The organism is Telluria sp. ZB4P36, assembly GCF_059685865.1.
This window is the reverse complement of record NZ_JCASIE010000004.1, coordinates 223,040-238,345: the sequence shown is the minus strand read 5'-3', so window position 1 is coordinate 238,345 and position 15,306 is coordinate 223,040. Positions and strand designations below refer to the sequence as shown.

General features: G+C 62.7%; 14 protein-coding genes. 12 read left to right on the top strand and 2 right to left on the bottom strand.

What is annotated here, in order from left to right; all coding sequences use genetic code 11:
• The first annotated feature begins 35 nt into the window (after positions 1-35).
• From AC56LK_RS08700 to AC56LK_RS08650, 11 genes are all read left to right on the top strand, one after another.
• The gene (locus tag AC56LK_RS08700; RefSeq protein WP_497184149.1) at positions 36-386 is read left to right on the top strand and encodes a hypothetical protein; all 351 of its coding nucleotides are present in this window, start codon (positions 36-38) and stop codon (positions 384-386) included.
• Complete coding sequence (locus AC56LK_RS08695) at positions 338-742, top strand: DUF1799 domain-containing protein (protein WP_497184148.1); 405 nt, start codon at positions 338-340, stop codon at positions 740-742. Before AC56LK_RS08700 ends, AC56LK_RS08695 begins: the two co-directional genes overlap by 49 nt.
• Positions 739-4,716, top strand: coding sequence for a DUF4214 domain-containing protein (locus AC56LK_RS08690; RefSeq protein ID WP_497184147.1), 3,978 nt, complete (start codon positions 739-741; stop codon positions 4,714-4,716). The genes AC56LK_RS08695 and AC56LK_RS08690 overlap by 4 nt, the downstream gene beginning before the upstream one ends.
• Positions 4,713-6,182: a hypothetical protein gene (locus tag AC56LK_RS08685; RefSeq protein ID WP_497184146.1), complete on the top strand. Its 1,470-nt coding sequence runs from the start codon at positions 4,713-4,715 to the stop codon at positions 6,180-6,182. The genes AC56LK_RS08690 and AC56LK_RS08685 overlap by 4 nt, the downstream gene beginning before the upstream one ends.
• A complete protein-coding gene (locus AC56LK_RS08680) occupies positions 6,179-8,050 on the top strand; it encodes a hypothetical protein (protein WP_497184145.1) in 1,872 nt (623 codons plus the stop codon). The genes AC56LK_RS08685 and AC56LK_RS08680 overlap by 4 nt, the downstream gene beginning before the upstream one ends.
• Position 8,051: 1 nt before the next feature.
• On the top strand, positions 8,052-8,885 hold the full coding sequence (locus AC56LK_RS08675; RefSeq protein WP_497184144.1) for a hypothetical protein: 834 nt from the start codon (positions 8,052-8,054) through the stop codon (positions 8,883-8,885).
• Positions 8,886-11,789: a LamG-like jellyroll fold domain-containing protein gene (locus tag AC56LK_RS08670; protein WP_497184143.1), complete on the top strand. Its 2,904-nt coding sequence runs from the start codon at positions 8,886-8,888 to the stop codon at positions 11,787-11,789.
• 3 nt (positions 11,790-11,792) lie between these two features.
• Positions 11,793-12,215: a hypothetical protein gene (locus AC56LK_RS08665; protein ID WP_497184142.1), complete on the top strand. Its 423-nt coding sequence runs from the start codon at positions 11,793-11,795 to the stop codon at positions 12,213-12,215.
• A 106-nt stretch (positions 12,216-12,321) separates the two neighbouring features.
• On the top strand, positions 12,322-12,702 hold the full coding sequence (locus tag AC56LK_RS08660) for a hypothetical protein (protein WP_497184141.1): 381 nt from the start codon (positions 12,322-12,324) through the stop codon (positions 12,700-12,702).
• A complete protein-coding gene (locus tag AC56LK_RS08655; protein ID WP_497184140.1) occupies positions 12,702-13,166 on the top strand; it encodes a glycoside hydrolase family 73 protein in 465 nt (154 codons plus the stop codon). Before AC56LK_RS08660 ends, AC56LK_RS08655 begins: the two co-directional genes overlap by 1 nt.
• Positions 13,163-13,708, top strand: coding sequence for a hypothetical protein (locus AC56LK_RS08650; protein WP_497184139.1), 546 nt, complete (start codon positions 13,163-13,165; stop codon positions 13,706-13,708). Before AC56LK_RS08655 ends, AC56LK_RS08650 begins: the two co-directional genes overlap by 4 nt.
• A gap of 220 nt (positions 13,709-13,928) precedes the next feature.
• Here AC56LK_RS08650 and AC56LK_RS08645 read toward each other — a convergent pair whose 3' ends face one another.
• Complete coding sequence (locus tag AC56LK_RS08645; RefSeq protein ID WP_497184138.1) at positions 13,929-14,393, bottom strand: PH domain-containing protein; 465 nt, start codon at positions 14,391-14,393, stop codon at positions 13,929-13,931.
• Positions 14,394-14,556: 163 nt separating this feature from the next.
• On the opposite strand from AC56LK_RS08645, the gene AC56LK_RS08640 reads away from it, so the two are divergent.
• Complete coding sequence (locus AC56LK_RS08640) at positions 14,557-14,925, top strand: hypothetical protein (protein WP_497184137.1); 369 nt, start codon at positions 14,557-14,559, stop codon at positions 14,923-14,925.
• 27 nt (positions 14,926-14,952) lie between these two features.
• On the opposite strand, the gene AC56LK_RS08635 is transcribed toward AC56LK_RS08640, so the two are convergent.
• Positions 14,953-15,306 carry a hypothetical protein gene (locus AC56LK_RS08635; RefSeq protein WP_497184136.1) on the bottom strand — a complete coding sequence of 118 codons (354 nt, stop codon included), beginning with the start codon at positions 15,304-15,306 and terminating at the stop codon, positions 14,953-14,955.

The window sequence follows — 15,306 nt, the reverse complement described above, 5'->3', positions numbered from 1 at the left end:
ACCAGGGCCTCCGGGCCCGCAATTCGAGAGACACCATGAACAAACGTTTTATCCCCGTCATCAGCGCGACCGTGCTCGTTACCGTCAAGGGCTCCACCAAGGACGCCGCCGGCCAGCCGGTGCCCTTCAAGTTCACCCTGACCTGCAACCGTCTGCCGGCGAGCAACCTGAAGGAGCGCATCAACAGCGGCGAGTTCGATATGAAGGAAGTCATGAAGGAAGTGACGACCGACTGGAAGGGCCAGCGCCTCATCACCGACCAGGAGACCGGCCAGCCGGCAGAGTTCTGCCCTGAAGCGTTCGACGCCCTGCTGGACATCAGCGGTATGGCCCTGGTGTGCTTCAACGCGTTCGCCAAGGAATCGAGCGCGAACGAAAAAAACTAGCGCAGGTCGCGCGCTGCGCTGCGCTGGGCCAGCTGGTCAGCCCTGAGCAGCTCGAGGAAGACAAGGCAGCGGTCGACGAGGCCGCTGCCGCGTTCGGCCTGATGCCAGTGTTCCAGCAGGAGCAAGCGGAGCCGATCTACCTGTGGCCCGAAAACGTGGGTGCCTGGAACTTCTTCCAGGATGTCTCGACCCAGTGGCATGTCGGCCCAACCGGCGTCGTCGGGCTGAACTACGCCGGCGTGCTGGTCGTGCGGGATGCGAAGGGCATCCGGCGCAAGGAATGGCCGAAGCTGTTTTCTGAGATCCAGGCGATGGAGCGCGCGACCTTGGCGGCGTGGAGAGAAAAGAAGAAATGAGCGAATCCCGAGTAGTAATTACAGCAGATGCCGACCGCGCGGTAAATGAGTTCCAACGGTTCCGCACCCAGGCCGTCGGCGCCCTCGACCAGGTATCCAAGGCCGGCGGCATCATCGGCGGCCTGCTGGCCGGGGTCGGTGCGTCGCTGTCGATCGCTGCATTCACCGGCTGGATCAAGACCGCGATCGACGCCACCGATGCCGCCAGCGACCTGTCGCAGAAGACCGGCATCGCGATCGAGCATCTGGCGGGCCTTGAACTGGCCTTCCAGAAGGGCGGCATGGAAGCCGGCGCCCTCGAAGGAACGATGTCGAAGCTGTCCAAGCAAATCGTGGACGGCAACAGTGCGTTCGAAAAGCTCGGCCTGAAAACGAAGGACTCGACCGGCCAGCTCAAATCAAACAAGGACATGCTGTACGAGCTGGCCGACCAGTTCGCCAACATGGAGGACGGCGTCCAGAAGACGGCACTCGCGCAGGAAATCTTCGGCAAGTCGGGCGCGGCCATGATCCCGATGCTCAACGAGGGCTCGGAAGGCCTGCGCGAGATGGACGAGATGGCGCGCAAGCTGGGCCTGTCCTTAAGCGAAGAAGCTGTCGAGCAGGCAGGGAACTTTAACGACACGTTGGACCTGCTCGCCTTGGGCGGGCAGGGTGTTGCGCGAGGAATCGCGGCCGAGCTGCTGCCGACCTTGAGCAACCTGACTGGCCAATTCCTCACCACGATGACAAGCGGTGAGGGCCTGAAGAAAACCGCAGACTTCCTGAGCGCAAGTTTGAAGGTGCTCTACACCGCTGGCGTAGCGATCGTTGAGGTCTTCTCGACCGTTGGTAAGGTAATTGGCGGTGTGGCAGCCTATATCACGACCAGCCTCTCTGGCGCCGCGGAGCAGTTGGGCTTCCTGTTAAAGGGTGACTTCGAAGGATATTTTGCGGCTTTGAAGCGCACAGCCGTGGCGGCTGGCAGCGTAGTTGTCAACACCGCGAAGGATGTGGGGCAAGGATGGTCGGACAGCATGACGAGCGTTTCCAATGTGTGGGGTGAGGGCTCGAGCAAGATGGTCGATTCGATGGTCAATATCACCCGGCAGTCAAAGGTGATGGGACTGAGTGCGGCAGAGGTCGCCGAGCAGTCGAAGAAGACAGCGCAGGCGCACCAAGAGGAGGCGAAGGTGCTGGCCGAACTGGCGGGTCTGACCGGTTCCTTTGCCAAGGAATGGGACCAGCTCAGCACCCAATATGCCAAGGGCCGGATCTCGCTCGAGCAGCTGACGAAGGCGCAGGCAGACCTCCTTGCCAAGCAACCGGCTGTCAAAGCTGCAGCGGAAGAGGAAACTGCCCAGCGTAAGGCGATGACCGAGGCGGCTGAGCAGTTCGCCAAGGCTTTCGACCTGGCGGCCGACGCTAAGGCGCGCGCACTGGCAGGCCTGCAGGCGCAGCGTGACGAGAACGAGCAGATCGGGCTGAACGCCATCGAGCTGGCCGAGCTCAACGCCGTGCGCCTGGAAAGCCGCGCAGTGCGTGCCGAAGAAAATGCCGAGATCGCGGAAGGCCTGGACCTGAGCGGCGAGCTCGCGCAGCAGTACCGCGACGAGGCGGCAGCGCTGCGGGCGCTCGCCGGTGAGCAGCGTCAGGGCGCGCGCAAGAAGATCGCGGCCGACGAGGCCAAGTCGGCAGAGGAAGAATGGAAGCGGGGCGCCGAGAGTATCGAGAAGTCGCTGACCGATGCGCTGCTACGTGGCTTCGAGTCGGGGCAGTCGATCGGCAAGAACCTGATCAGCACGCTCAAGAACATGTTCAGCACGCTCGTGCTGCGCCCGGTCATTGCGGCGATCGTCAACCCAGTGGCCGGCGCCGTGACCGGTATGCTTGGCCTTTCGGGGGCTGCACAGGCTGCGGGCGCCGCTGAAGGCGGCGGCATGGGAAGTGCTGGTAGCCTGCTCGGCGGCCTCAGTGGCCTGTCTGGATCATTTGGCAGCGGCCTGATGTCCGGGCTGTCCGCATGGGGGGCTGAAGGCTCTGTCATGGGTTTGCTCAACAGTGGTGCGCTTTTCGGTGGCGGCATCGCCAACGGTCTCGGTGCAATCGCCGGGGCCCTTGGCCCGATCGCTCTGGGCATCGGCGCTGCAGTCGCCATCTGGAAGAAGCTGGACACCTCCGGCACCTACCACACCGGCGGCGCCGCATCGGCCACCGGCGGCACGGTCTCCACGATCCGTGCCGAGCAGCTGCGCTTCGAGCGCACGCGCACGAACGCGGACACCGAGAAGTTCGTCGGCCAGCTGGCCGGCGGCGTGGTGAATATCCTGGACTCGGCCGCGCTGGCGTTCGGCAAGGCCGCCGGCTACACGGCTGCAACCGCATTTGCCGACGACACCAGCAAGGACGGCGCATGGGGCGCGCTGGTGATCTCCAAGCTCGGCGAGAAGATCGTCGACTGGCAGGATACCCGCACCTCCCGCTGGGCACCGAAGGAGTTCGCCAACGGTGAAGCTGGCCAGAAACAGTACCTCGAGGCGCTGAGCAAGTCCGTCCGTACCGCGCTCGACACCATCGGCCTGCCGTCGTGGGCCAAGCAGATGCTCGACGCCGTAGGCGAGGGCGCAGGGCTCGAGGAGCTGGCGAAGGTGGTGGACGGCATCAATGCGACTCAGGGCGCGCTCAGGATGCTCGGCGAGCAGCTGATCGGGTTCGCCGGCCTGAGCGACACGGCCGTGGCCGCACTGATGAAGGCAACTGGCGGGATCGAAGCCCTGGCCAACGGCGCCGCATCCTTCATGCAGAACTATTACACCGAGGCCGAGAAGACGGCGACGGTCACGAAGCAGATGACCGCTGCGTTGGGCGCCGTGAGCTTGCAGATGCCGACCAACCGCGCCGAGTTCCGCAAACTGTTCGAGGCCCAGCTGGCCCTCGGCGAAGCAGGGGCGCCGGCCGTGGCTGTCCTGCTCCGCTGGCAGCAGGCATTTGCGGACCTCCATCCCGAGCTGGACAAACTGGCTGACGCAACGACGGGTGTCACCGACTCCGTCAAGTCGGCCGCTGATGCCCAGGCTGAGGCTCGGGCAGCGCTCACCGAAGCGTACGACGCAGAGCGGGAGGCGATCGAGGCGACCATGGGCCGTATGGGGGCGTTCGCCGGCAGCTTGCGCTCGCTGCGTGACAGTTCGCTTCTCGGCAACCTGTCGCCGCTAACTCCGCAGCAGAAATATGTAGAGGCGCGAGCGCAGTACGAGCGCACGCTGGCGGCCGCGCGCGGCGGCGATGAAGCCGCCCAGGGCCGGTACGCGGACGCGTACAGGGCCTTCCTGGAAGCGTCGCAGCTGGTGAACGCATCGGGCGCGCAGTATCAGCGCGACTTCGCCTATGCCCAGGCAGCGACCGAGGAGGCCATCCAGTGGGCCGAGCAGCAGGTCGACGTCAGCAAGGCAAGTCTCGATGCGATGAAGGCACAGGTGACCGGCCTGGTGTCCGTCAAGAACGCGGTGTTGACCGTCACCGATGCGATCAAGGCTCTGGCCGCGACGATGGGTGCAGCCGGCACGCCGGCGGTCAATGCCTCGCAGACCGGCGCCCTGCCGTCGCTGTACCAGTCAATCCTGGGCCGCGCTCCCGACGCCGACGGCCTCAAGTACTGGCAGCAGCAGATGTCTTCGGGCGCGTCGATCAGCGATATCGCCAAGGCGATCAGCCTGAGCGACGAGGCGCTCAACATGCGCGGCTTCGCTGCCCCGGCGCCGCTTCCCGACTTCAGCCGCATGGGGACGGTCGACATGGTTCCCCTGGTCAGCGAGATCAAGCGCCTGAACGAGGAAGTGGTCAGGCTGCGCGCCGACGCCGAGCGGCAGACTGGTGACTCGATCCAGGCGAACGCCATGGCGGCTGATAGCTCGGCTGAAAAGATTGCGGCCGCGACCGCAGAGCTGGCCAGGGTGGCAGCGCAATCCCGTGAAACGAGGGTGTTCCCAGAATGACCGATCAACAATTTCTCACCTGGTTGAAGGACCAGGCGGCCGTTCGCACGGTGCTGATCGAGGCTGTGGCCAGGATCGGCAACGTCGAGACGACCATCTACATGTCGACGGTCGCCTACAACACGGCGCCGGCCGACGTCCCGGCGAACACGCATTACCGGCCGATCGCGAGTGTGGGTGTGCTGTTCACCGAGGAGCTTTCGCTCACCGGCGACGGAGCACTGTCCGCCGGCGATATCGAGATCGACAACTACAATGGCGAGCGTGACGCCTGGCTCGACTACGTTTGGACGAACCGGCCGTTCAAGGCCTACATCGGCGACGTGCGCTGGCCGCGCGCGAGCTTCCGGCCGATCTTCGACGGCATCGTCGCAGACATCGCCCCAGGTGGGCGGGAGAAGCTGCTGCTGAAGCTGCGCGACAAGCTGCAGCGGCTGAATGCACCTCTCAGCGAGGCCAAGCTCGGCGGCGGCACTGAGAATGCCGATGCGCCGATCCCGCTGGCCTTCGGCGAGGTGCACAACGTCACGCCTCTGCTGGTCGACCCGGCAACCCTGCAGTACCAGGTCCACGCCAGCGCAGTCGAGGGAATCTTCGAAGTGCGCGACAACGGGGTCCCGGTCGACGTGACCGTGAACAATGCGGCCGGCACCTTCACGCTGCAGCACGACTTGAAGGGAGCCGTGACGGTCTCCCTGCAGGGCGATAAGGCCGGCGCCTATGCCAACACCGTGGCCGCCCTGGTGCGCCGCCTCGTGACGGGCTACGGTAAGGCCACCGAACGGTTCACCGAGGCTGATCTGGACACGGCCAACCTGGACGCGTTCGACGCGCAGCACCCGGCCCCTGTTGGCCTGTATGCACCCGATCGCTTGAACGTGCTGGCCGCGTGCCAAATGCTGACCGGCAGCGTGGGTGCGCAGCTCTCGATGTCTCGCCTTGGGAAGCTGCGCCTCATCCAGCTCGCGCTGCCGGCGCCTGGGGCTGTGGTCGACGTGCGGCCGCAGCACATGATCGAGCGCTCCCTGGTTCCCACCGGCCGCACAGCTGTCGTGGGCGCGGTGAAGCTCGGGTTCAACAAGAACTGGACGGTTCAGCGTGGCCTGGTCACCAACATCCCGGAAGAACACAGGGACATGTTCTCCAGCGAGTGGCTGACGACAACGAAGGCCGACGCCGCAGTGCAGGCCGCGCACCGCCTGAACGGCGAGCCGAAGCAGGAAGACACGATGCTGCTGCGTCGAATCGACGCCAGTGCCGAGGCCCAGCGTCGCCTCGACCTGTGGAAGGTCCCGCGCATGACGTTTGAGTTCGAAGGCATGCCAGAGCTGCTGCTGCTCGAGCTGGGCCAGGCGATCCGTGTGTACCACCCGCGTTACGGGATGCAGCAGGGCGTCAGCGGCATGGTGATCATGCTTGGGCGCGACTGGAAGACGGGGCGCGTGAAAGTGAGGTTTGTCGTATGAGCGTGATCGTCAACGACCGCGATGTCCGGTTGCGCAGCGCTGGTGACCGCACGACGCCTGCGCTGGATCGGGCGCTCCTGCTTGCCGCAAGCACCTCGGTCATCCGCGCGGCAAGCGATGGCAGCGCGCCGGCGCCGGCATCGGTGACCCTGACCGCGACGCTGCTGAACATGGCCGGCGATGTGACCTGGAGCGCGGTCCCGGCGCTGGAAATGACCATCAACGGCAACACCGCGGTCATTGCGGCGAGCGCGTTCGGCAGCGGCCAGTCGGTGATCGTCAAGGCAAAGATCGTCAGGGACGGTGCGACCTACGAGGCCACCCAGGCCGTCGTCAAGGTCTCCGACGGCGTAGTGGGATACACGTGGATCCGTTATGCGGACACCGCCGCCGGCGCCGGGATCTCTAACGACCCGACTGACAAGAGCTATATCGGCCTGGCATACAACAAGAGCACTCCCCAGGAGTCGAATGTTCCAGGCGACTACAGCTGGTCGCTAATCAGGGGCGAGCAGGGCGTGCAGGGGCCGCAGGGCTATACCTGGATCAAGTACGCGGACAATCCGAGCGGTACCGGCCTATACGACATCCCGAACGCCTCGACGCTGTACATCGGCATCGCGACGAATAAGCCTTCGGCTGCAGAATCGAGTACGCCAGGCGACTACATCTGGAGCAAGTTCAAGGGCGATCAGGGCGTGCCGGGGCCAGAAGGCGCGCCAGGTCCGCGTGGTTACGACGGCAGCCGTGGCAACGTCGATATCGCGGTTGGCGGATACAGCTCCTGGAGCGACAGCGCGGCAACTTCTGCAGTGATCAGTGCCGGCTATGGGTACCCGCAGAACCGGGACCGCGTGACGCTCTATGGTTCCGGCTTCGCACAGACCCGCTTTTACGACGGTGGCAGCTGGCTCACGATCGCGGCCTGGATCAACGGGAACATGGTCGTCGATGGCACCTTCTCGGCCAACAAGATTTCTGGCGGCTCGATCACCTCGTCGACCATCAACATCGCCGGCGGCAACTTCAGCGTTGGCGGTGCGAGCGGGGAAATGGTCGCATACAGCCCGCTGCTGGTTGTCGGCGAGGCCGACAACGGCTCGGCGCCATACTTGCCTTCCTTCGCTGTCAACGCGAGTGTCAACTCGCTGCAGCCGGCGCTGTCTGCGAAGAGCAGCGGAAGCTACGCGGCCGCGCACGGCCTGCAGGCCAGCAATACGAATTACGGTACGTCCGGAATCGTTGGTATGGCGGGATCCTACGACTTCTACGCGGACGGCGGCGGCACGAACTATGGCCCGTTTACGGGCGCCCACGATGGGCTGGTTCCGAACGATGCCGCGCTCGAGCTGGGCGACCTCATGGTCGACGTCGAGTGTGTGAGCCAGCGCGGTTATTCGAACTCGCTATTCACGATGGAGCGGTCGAGCAAACCCTACCAGCTGGGTGTGCGCGGTCCTGCTGCAGCAATCGTCGGGCGGCTGAGCGAACACGCCCCAGCCGCCATGATCGAGGGGAAAGCGACCGCGACGGTGGAAGGCGACAAGAAGGTCACCATGGACATCATGAGTGGCAGCTATTACGTCCTCGCCGACACACACACCCTGGTGGCCGTCAATGCCGTGGGTGAAGGCTTGATCAAGGTATGCGGGCAGAGCGGGCCGATCGGGCCCGACGACTTGCTGGTGACCTCCTCCATTCCTGGCGTGGCCATGCGGCAGAACGTCGGCCAGCTCGACATCGGTCCTGCAGACGACCTGGTGCGTCGCTGCACCGTGGCCAAGGCCCGCGTGGCCAAGGGCCAGCACATCACATTCGCGGCGGCCGACCAGGTCGCCGTGATTCCCTGCATTTACCTTGGAGGCTGAATTGCCCAACCTTCGCATCATCTTCGACAACGCCGCCGATCGCGCGGCACTGGTCGCCTCGAGCACGGCCGGCGCGATGGGCGTCAACAACCTGCTGACCGACACGAAGGCCGACGTTTGGCGCAGCGCCGGCCGGACCGCAACCCTAACTGCGACCTGGCCCAGCAAGGAAGTAATTGGTGGCGTAATGCTTCCGTTCTGCAACCTGACCGACGACGCCACGATCCGTGTGCGCGGCTACGCCAACATCGGCGACGCCGTGCCGCTCTTCGATACCGGTGCCGTGGAAGCCTGCCCAGCTCCGCCGCTCGAGCTTTGGGGCTGGGGTGTCGAGCGCCTTGGATCGAATGCGTTTGCATACGGCGGCGGCACCTATGGTCGCGTCTGGATCCCGGTGCCTGGCGCCGTTGCCAAGCTGGTGATCGACCTGGTCGACCCTACGAACCCGGCCGCTTACCTCGAGGCGTCGCGGCTGGTATGTGGCGATTATTGGGAGCCGGCTGACAACGCGGACTACGGTGCGCCGATGACGGCCGTCGACAACAGCAAGCACGTGCGCACCGAGGCCGGCGACCTGGTCACGGAAGCTGGTACGCGCACCCGCAAGCACTCCATCAACCTTTCGACGATGAGCCCGGCCGACAGGGCGACGCTGTGGGACATCGTTCGCCGCAACGGCATGCGCGTGCCGCTGCTGTTCAGTCTGTACCCCAACCACCAGGACCCGAGGCTCGAGCAGGCATACCAGCTCTGGAGCAAGTTCTCGACCATCGGCCCCATGAGCACACCGCACTTCCAGCGGTATGCGACCACTCTTGACCTTGAGGAAGTTTGAATGCCAGAACGTTTTTATCGGGGAATGAAAGCCACCGAAGCAATGGGCCAGCTCAATGGCCTGAACAGCGACGTCCAGGCTGTGAAGGACGCGACGGTGGCTGGCGTGGCCAGCGCTGCCCAGAGCGCTGCGCAGGCGGCTGCAGCGCGCGATGCAGCACTGCAGGCGTGGGGCGCAAGTACGGCGCCTGCCGAGCAGCTGGCAGGCATCTCCCGTTCGGCGCATAAGGGCGCCGTGGTCGACGTCTTCTTGTACGACACCAGCAAGGACAGCGACGGAGGCGCATGGCGTCAGCGATGCCGGCATACCAGCTGGGAAAATGAGGTACTGGTACCGGGCAAGTACGTTGGCATCTTTGATAGCACCGGCGCTGCTTCGGCAGCTGGCGCGGTGATTGGTGACTACTACCAAAGTTCGAGCCTGGCCGGCCGATTCTTCATGCTGACCGCACAGGGCGGTGCTGAGGTCTATCGGGGCAACACGCGCGAGTTCCCAGCCCTGACCGTGATCGTTGCTGAAACTGGCCGCGTGGTGATCTACGACGCTACCAAACCTGATTTGCCCATGTGGATGGCTTTCCAGCATGCGGCCGCGTGGAATTCCGCCGTACTGATCGGCTCGACTACCTCTTGTCTATACGCGCTCGACGGCAAGCTGTTCGTAGGCGAAAACGGCAATTCTCAGGGCTTGGTCGTGATTGACTTCGTGGGCGACCATTCGAAAGCCTATTGCAGCAGCCCGAACTATGGCGGCGTCGACCGCGCCGGAATCGCCCTGCGCAACAGTGCGGCTGGGCATACCTTCAGGGCGGGCGAATCTTTGACAGGCCTTCCGCTGCTGTCGGCCAACACGGTGATGTGCGTGTGTGCAGCTGCGCTTTCTGATGCGCCGATCGATCCGGCCAACGGCCTGCCGATTCCGACCATCGCCGTTGGCACAACGGCGGGCGCCACCCTGCTGCGCCAGGACGGCACGGCATCGTGGTGGCTAAACAATGCCGGCTACATCGCCGACATCACGATTGACCAGGCCGGACGACTGTGCGCCGCTGGCGGAAGCACAGTGGCCTACAAGGTGTGGTTCAAGAACTTTGTCCCGACTGTCAGCATCGACAATGGCGCCGATCACGTCTATGCCGATGGCTTGATCCCAGCGCGCCCTGGGACTGACGGGACCACTGGCCAGCTGAACCGGGCGGCAAGGACTCGCGGGCACATGGCCTTCTCGAGCAACAACCCGGCGACCCCTGTTCACCTGCAGTTCTTCAAGTACAACGAGGCATCGCCGGCAAAGTCGATGGTGGCATTCATCGACCGGACCTATACCAGCGGTTGGATGGTGGGTGACAGGCGTGGAGCCTGGCTGGCTGATACGGTGGCCGAGGCGATCGCGTCCACGAACAAGGTCACGAACAGCGATTTCGGAACTGGCGACCTGAGTTCGATTAACGAGGTCAGCGGCTGTACGCTGTCTGTCGTCGGCGGTCGCCTGCGCGCGACCAAGAACAACACGAACTACTACGGTGAGTTCTATTTCTTCCTTGACGGCCGCTTCGTACCGGGCCGCACCTACGCAATCACACTTGCATACTTGGGCGGCGACAAGGCGCACCAAGTAGGAATTTATCAGGGTGGCGGCGCCCGGTACAACGGCTACCTGTCGCCGCTTGTCGATGGGCCTGCACGGACCATTGGCGCGACATTCGTGGCCGAAGCTAACAGTAAGGTGGGCGTTGTGTTCTCGGGCATTCAGGACTCAAGCTATGCAGAGTTCGACTTGATCGAAATTAAGGAAGCCGACCCTGACCGTAGCTTCAAGGCTTCGGCGCTGACGATTCACGGCACCATCACCAAGGCACCAGTAGCGGCCGGCGCCCAGTTGGTTGCCTATTCCGGCTTCAGTGCGGTCAATTACCTCGAGCAGCCTTATACGAGCCTTCTGGATTTCGGAACTGGTGACTTTTGCGTGATGTGCTGGGTCAAGCTGACGGTCGCTGGTGCGGGTTTCATTTGCGACCGCAGTATTGCCGCTACTGTGGCCGGCGACTGGTCAATGCTCACCGATGAATCGAACAACCTAAAGTTCACCTACCAGAACGTCGCGGATGTGCAGTCGGGGCTCAAAGTCCCGCTGAACACGCCAAGTCTTGTCGCTTACTGGAGGACTGGCGGCAAGGGATACTTCTTTGTGAACGGTACGATCGTCAACGCTGACCAGGGCGCCGGTACAAACGTCACCCGGCCGAACAACTTCCGTGTCGGCCTGCACAATAATGGCACCGCACCACTGAAAGGCGCGATCGCCCTGATGCGCATCACCGCGACCACGCCGTCTGTAGACCAGATTCAGCAAATCTACCGCGACGAGCTGGCACTGTTCCAACCTGGCGCGCAATGCGCGGTTGCAGGCGAAGCGGGTCAGACTATCAGCAGTCTGGCATATGACGATGTGACCGAGCTGTTGCACGTCGCTTCGGACTTCAGCTATCGGAGCGCGTTCTGCGGCCTGCAGCGCGTCGACGCCGTCTGGGCGGCCGGCGAAGGAGTAGGCAATAACCTGCAGTTGAGCGCGGCCGGTGGCTCGATCCTGTATGGAGGCAGCAATACGACCAGGTTCTTCCAGCCGCCCCTGCTGCTACGCGACGAGTTGCGTCGCCGGCGTGATGCCCGCCTGGCAATGGCTGCCGCCGAAATCCCGCTGGACTTCGACGGTCAGGCATCACAAACCCTATTCCCGCTACCAATCGGCTTCACCGTCAGGGGAGTGTGGGTCGCCGGGACAAAGAAGCGCCGCGGTTCCACGAAGGATTACACCGTCACCTTCGACGGCTACCGTGAAACGGTCGTGTTCGGCGTGTCGCCGGGCGCTACTTGGATTCAAGTCACCGCCAACAGGAGCATCTAAACCATGAGTTTCATCGACATGATGGCCAGCCATCGCTGGTCCGAAGCAGACATCGTCAACCGCACCGAGGCCATGATCGCGGCCGAGTTCCCGCCGAACCAGGTTGCAATTATTAACCGCATCGTCACAGCAGCGGCCGCCGGCATGTATCAGCTGACCGAGGAGGAACTTGCCGAGGTCACGCGCTACAACGAAGTGTGCCTGGCAGCTCGCGAGGCAGGTGTTGCAGCGCGCGCAGATATGGCTCTTTTGGCCAAGGTGCTCAACTTCGAAGCGGCTCAGCAGGTGGTCGCTACAGCAGCGGAGGAGGTCATCGCCCTGGCGGTCTTGCGTGCTCCATCGGCGCCTGCAGAAGAAGAGCCAGTAGTGCCGGTGCCACACGATCCACCTGCAGGCGGTGATGAGCCGCCGGCAGTCGCGCCATAGTCGAAAGGAGCGTGCTGGATTTCGTCCCATTTCTCCCTAGAAATGGGACTAGGCGAACGAGACACTGTGAACCTCCGGACACTTACCGATTATGAAAGCAAGACAAATGAGCGAACCCATTTCCGGCACCGCTGCCGGCCTGTTTGGCTGGAAGGCCCTGGGTGGCCTGGCCGGTGCTGCGGGCATTGGCGCCGGCGTCGCGTCGTACATCGTGATGACGTCGACGAAACCGAAGGATGACCGCGAATTTCGCGCGGCGCTGGCCAGTACCATCGCCGGCTCGCTGGGCGGCGGTGCGGCCGCCATCAAATACCTGGGCATTGAGAGCTGGGCGCACGACCCCATCGGCCTGATGGGCATGGGCGGCGTAATGCTCAGCTGCGGCCTGCCGGCCTGGCTGCTGGTTCGCGCATTCTTCAAGTACACGGAGAAGAAGAAGGACGCCGATATTGCCGAGCTGATCAAAGACGTGAAGGAGGTGATCTGATGCCCCCAACCTCGTTCATCGCCATGCTGCTGTCCGGCGCGCAGGAATGCCAGCGTGCTACCAGCATCCCGGCGAGCGTCACCATCGCCCAGGCCGCGCTCGAATCCTCCTGGGGCGAGCGCGTGCGCGGAAACAACCTGTTCGGCATCAAAGCCGACAAGGCATGGAAGGGTAAGACCGTCGACGTGCCCACCCACGAGGTCACCAAGGGTCAGCGCGTGTTCGTGGTCGACAAGTTCCGCGCCTACGATAGCTGGGCCGAATGCATCATGGACCGGGCTCGCTTCCTTAAGGCGAACCCGCGCTATGCGAAGTGCTTCTGCGAGACGACCGGCGAAGGCTGGGCGCGCGCCATGGCGGCCGCCGGCTACGCGACCGACCCGGCGTATGCCGAGAAGCTGATCGCAGTGATGCGTGGCCGGAAAATGGATCAGTACGATGCGCCGGCGAGGGTGCTGCCGTGATCGGGTTGATTGCCGATAAGTACAAGCTCCCGGTGTTCGCGCTCGCGCTCCTCGCAGCGCTGGCCGCAGCTGGCGGCGCCGGCTACCAGGTCGGCGCGATGGTCGTCGAAGCGGACTGGAACGACGAGAAGATCGCTCGAGCAGACGTCGAGCTGCGCAGCGTGCTCGGTGCTGTGGCGCGCAACGAAGAGAAGCGGCAAAAGGATCTCGCTGCGACACGCGCCACCTTGGCCACCTACAAAAGGAATCTCAATGAAGCTGAACAACGCATTACTGCTGAGCGCGCTGCTGCTGACCGTCTCCGGCTGCGGATCGCAATCCCAGCTCGTGTGTGCACCCTTGCCGGAGCCGCCGAAGCCCCAGGTGCCATCCGAGTTGATGGAGCCGGAGCCGCCGAGGAAATCGAGCTACCAGTCCAGATTGAGCGGGGTCTTCGAGATCTCGCCGAAGACGCCGACCGCGACGCCGAGCGGCTCAGCAAAAAACTAGCGGCAATTCAAGAATGGGCGCGCACCCACGGCTTCTACGAAGTAGGCCGATAACGCGCAAAAGACAGGGCGCCGGCGCCGGTTGCGTCAACAACCTGCGCCGATCACGTACACGTGCGGTGGTGCCGGCAGGGGCGCCGATCGTTCGGAGGTAATCATCTACAGCTGGGATCGCGCAGCGGAGCCAGCTGGCCTGTTCTAGGGCCTGGTGCCGGTAAAGTCTGTGCAGACGTCTGCACAAAAGAGAAGGGCCAGCAGTGCTGGCCCTTTTCGCTTACGCTGCAGCGCGCTGAGGTTCCCGCTCCTCAGTCATCTCGTTCAGCTTCGACCTGAACTGCAGAGGTGCCGAGATGTTGGGGATTGGAGCCTGCGGGCCGCCGGCGCCGGAGACCACGATGCTGCCGAAATTCAGCAGGCGACCCATGATCGACTGGTCGACTTGGACGCTTTCCACCTTGCTGTTCTTGAGCTCGACTGTCTTGCGGCTAATGAGGCCGAACTTCGCGATCACACGTTTGTTCGTGATGACCAGTTCGGTCGTGAATACGTTGATCACGGCTACAAGAAGAAACACAATGCCGATCCCCATCATGATGGTGCCGACGCCGAGAAGGATGAGGAGCCACTGTGACGCCCATGAGACTTGCGCCTCGTAGACGACCTTCTCATCGTTGGCCAAGTTGCGATTGACATACGATCCCATTTCAAAAATCCCTAGTAGTTGTAATGCGGAAATCATACATCATTAACTGAAAGCAACAACTAGTATCAAAGGGTTATGCTGTTCGAATAGCAGCATTACAACGGTAGGAAGTATGTTGCATAGTTTCCACAGTGCAATCAATGCAGTGGTCGTACTCAACTATGAAAAGTAAAATACCGTTTCTTGCCATGGAGAAACTATGAAATATTTGCCTGTCTTTATCGTTACCTCGTTGATTTCTGCCAGTTTATTCGCAGCCCCAGCTAAGTCCGATGCGCCTGTAGTTAAGTGGACTGCAGAGGTTGGGGCAGCGATCAAGCCCATCAGCGTAGAAGCGGGCGCAGATATGGGGGGTGGTCGCCTCGTAACGATCACGTATCAAGCCTTAAAACCGTGCCGGAATATGGCTGTGATGGGTAACCCGTATTCCCACGACGGCGTACAGTTGAGTGGTTTTATCTTTGGGCAGAAGTACAACGTCACGATGGGGCAGAAGTTCCGCGAAACGTTCTTGGCCGCCAGTGAGCCTGGCAGCTATCTTGTAATCGATAAGGTTACGTGCCACTAGCAAGGTGGTGCTCGCATCGGGACCTGATCAGTCAACCTCATCGTCTAGAGCTGCATACTCGATAGAGTCCAGTTTCGCCACTGCCTGCGCAAGCGACGCTTTTATCGCGTCGAAGAACGGCTGCTGCTTCTTGTCGATAACGATCTGGTCGGCGAAGTCGGCAAGTCGATGGAGTCGAATGGTCTCGTCAAGAAGCTCGCTCAATGGTGACGTAATGACGAGAACACGCTGTCCATCCTGGCTAGCGCCCTCGATCAGCAATGGTAGAACGGATTTAAACGGGTCCGCGCGGTCGCTGAAGTAATGCACAAGGGTCGGTGACTCCTGGCCGGCTTCAGCATCAAACTCGATGGTTGGGTGTTGCAGTCTCTCGATGAACAT

Coding starts and splice junctions, on each gene's coding strand:
- AC56LK_RS08670 (WP_497184143.1), top strand. CDS start 8,886: ATGCCAGAACGTTTTTATCGGGGAATGAAAGCCACCGAAGCAATGGGC.
- AC56LK_RS08660 (WP_497184141.1), top strand. CDS start 12,322: ATGAGCGAACCCATTTCCGGCACCGCTGCCGGCCTGTTTGGCTGGAAG.
- AC56LK_RS08655 (WP_497184140.1), top strand. CDS start 12,702: ATGCCCCCAACCTCGTTCATCGCCATGCTGCTGTCCGGCGCGCAGGAA.
- AC56LK_RS08665 (WP_497184142.1), top strand. CDS start 11,793: ATGAGTTTCATCGACATGATGGCCAGCCATCGCTGGTCCGAAGCAGAC.
- AC56LK_RS08690 (WP_497184147.1), top strand. CDS start 739: ATGAGCGAATCCCGAGTAGTAATTACAGCAGATGCCGACCGCGCGGTA.
- AC56LK_RS08645 (WP_497184138.1), bottom strand. CDS start 14,393: ATGATTTCCGCATTACAACTACTAGGGATTTTTGAAATGGGATCGTAT.
- AC56LK_RS08640 (WP_497184137.1), top strand. CDS start 14,557: ATGAAATATTTGCCTGTCTTTATCGTTACCTCGTTGATTTCTGCCAGT.
- AC56LK_RS08685 (WP_497184146.1), top strand. CDS start 4,713: ATGACCGATCAACAATTTCTCACCTGGTTGAAGGACCAGGCGGCCGTT.
- AC56LK_RS08700 (WP_497184149.1), top strand. CDS start 36: ATGAACAAACGTTTTATCCCCGTCATCAGCGCGACCGTGCTCGTTACC.
- AC56LK_RS08635 (WP_497184136.1), bottom strand. CDS start 15,306: ATGTTCATCGAGAGACTGCAACACCCAACCATCGAGTTTGATGCTGAA.
- AC56LK_RS08680 (WP_497184145.1), top strand. CDS start 6,179: ATGAGCGTGATCGTCAACGACCGCGATGTCCGGTTGCGCAGCGCTGGT.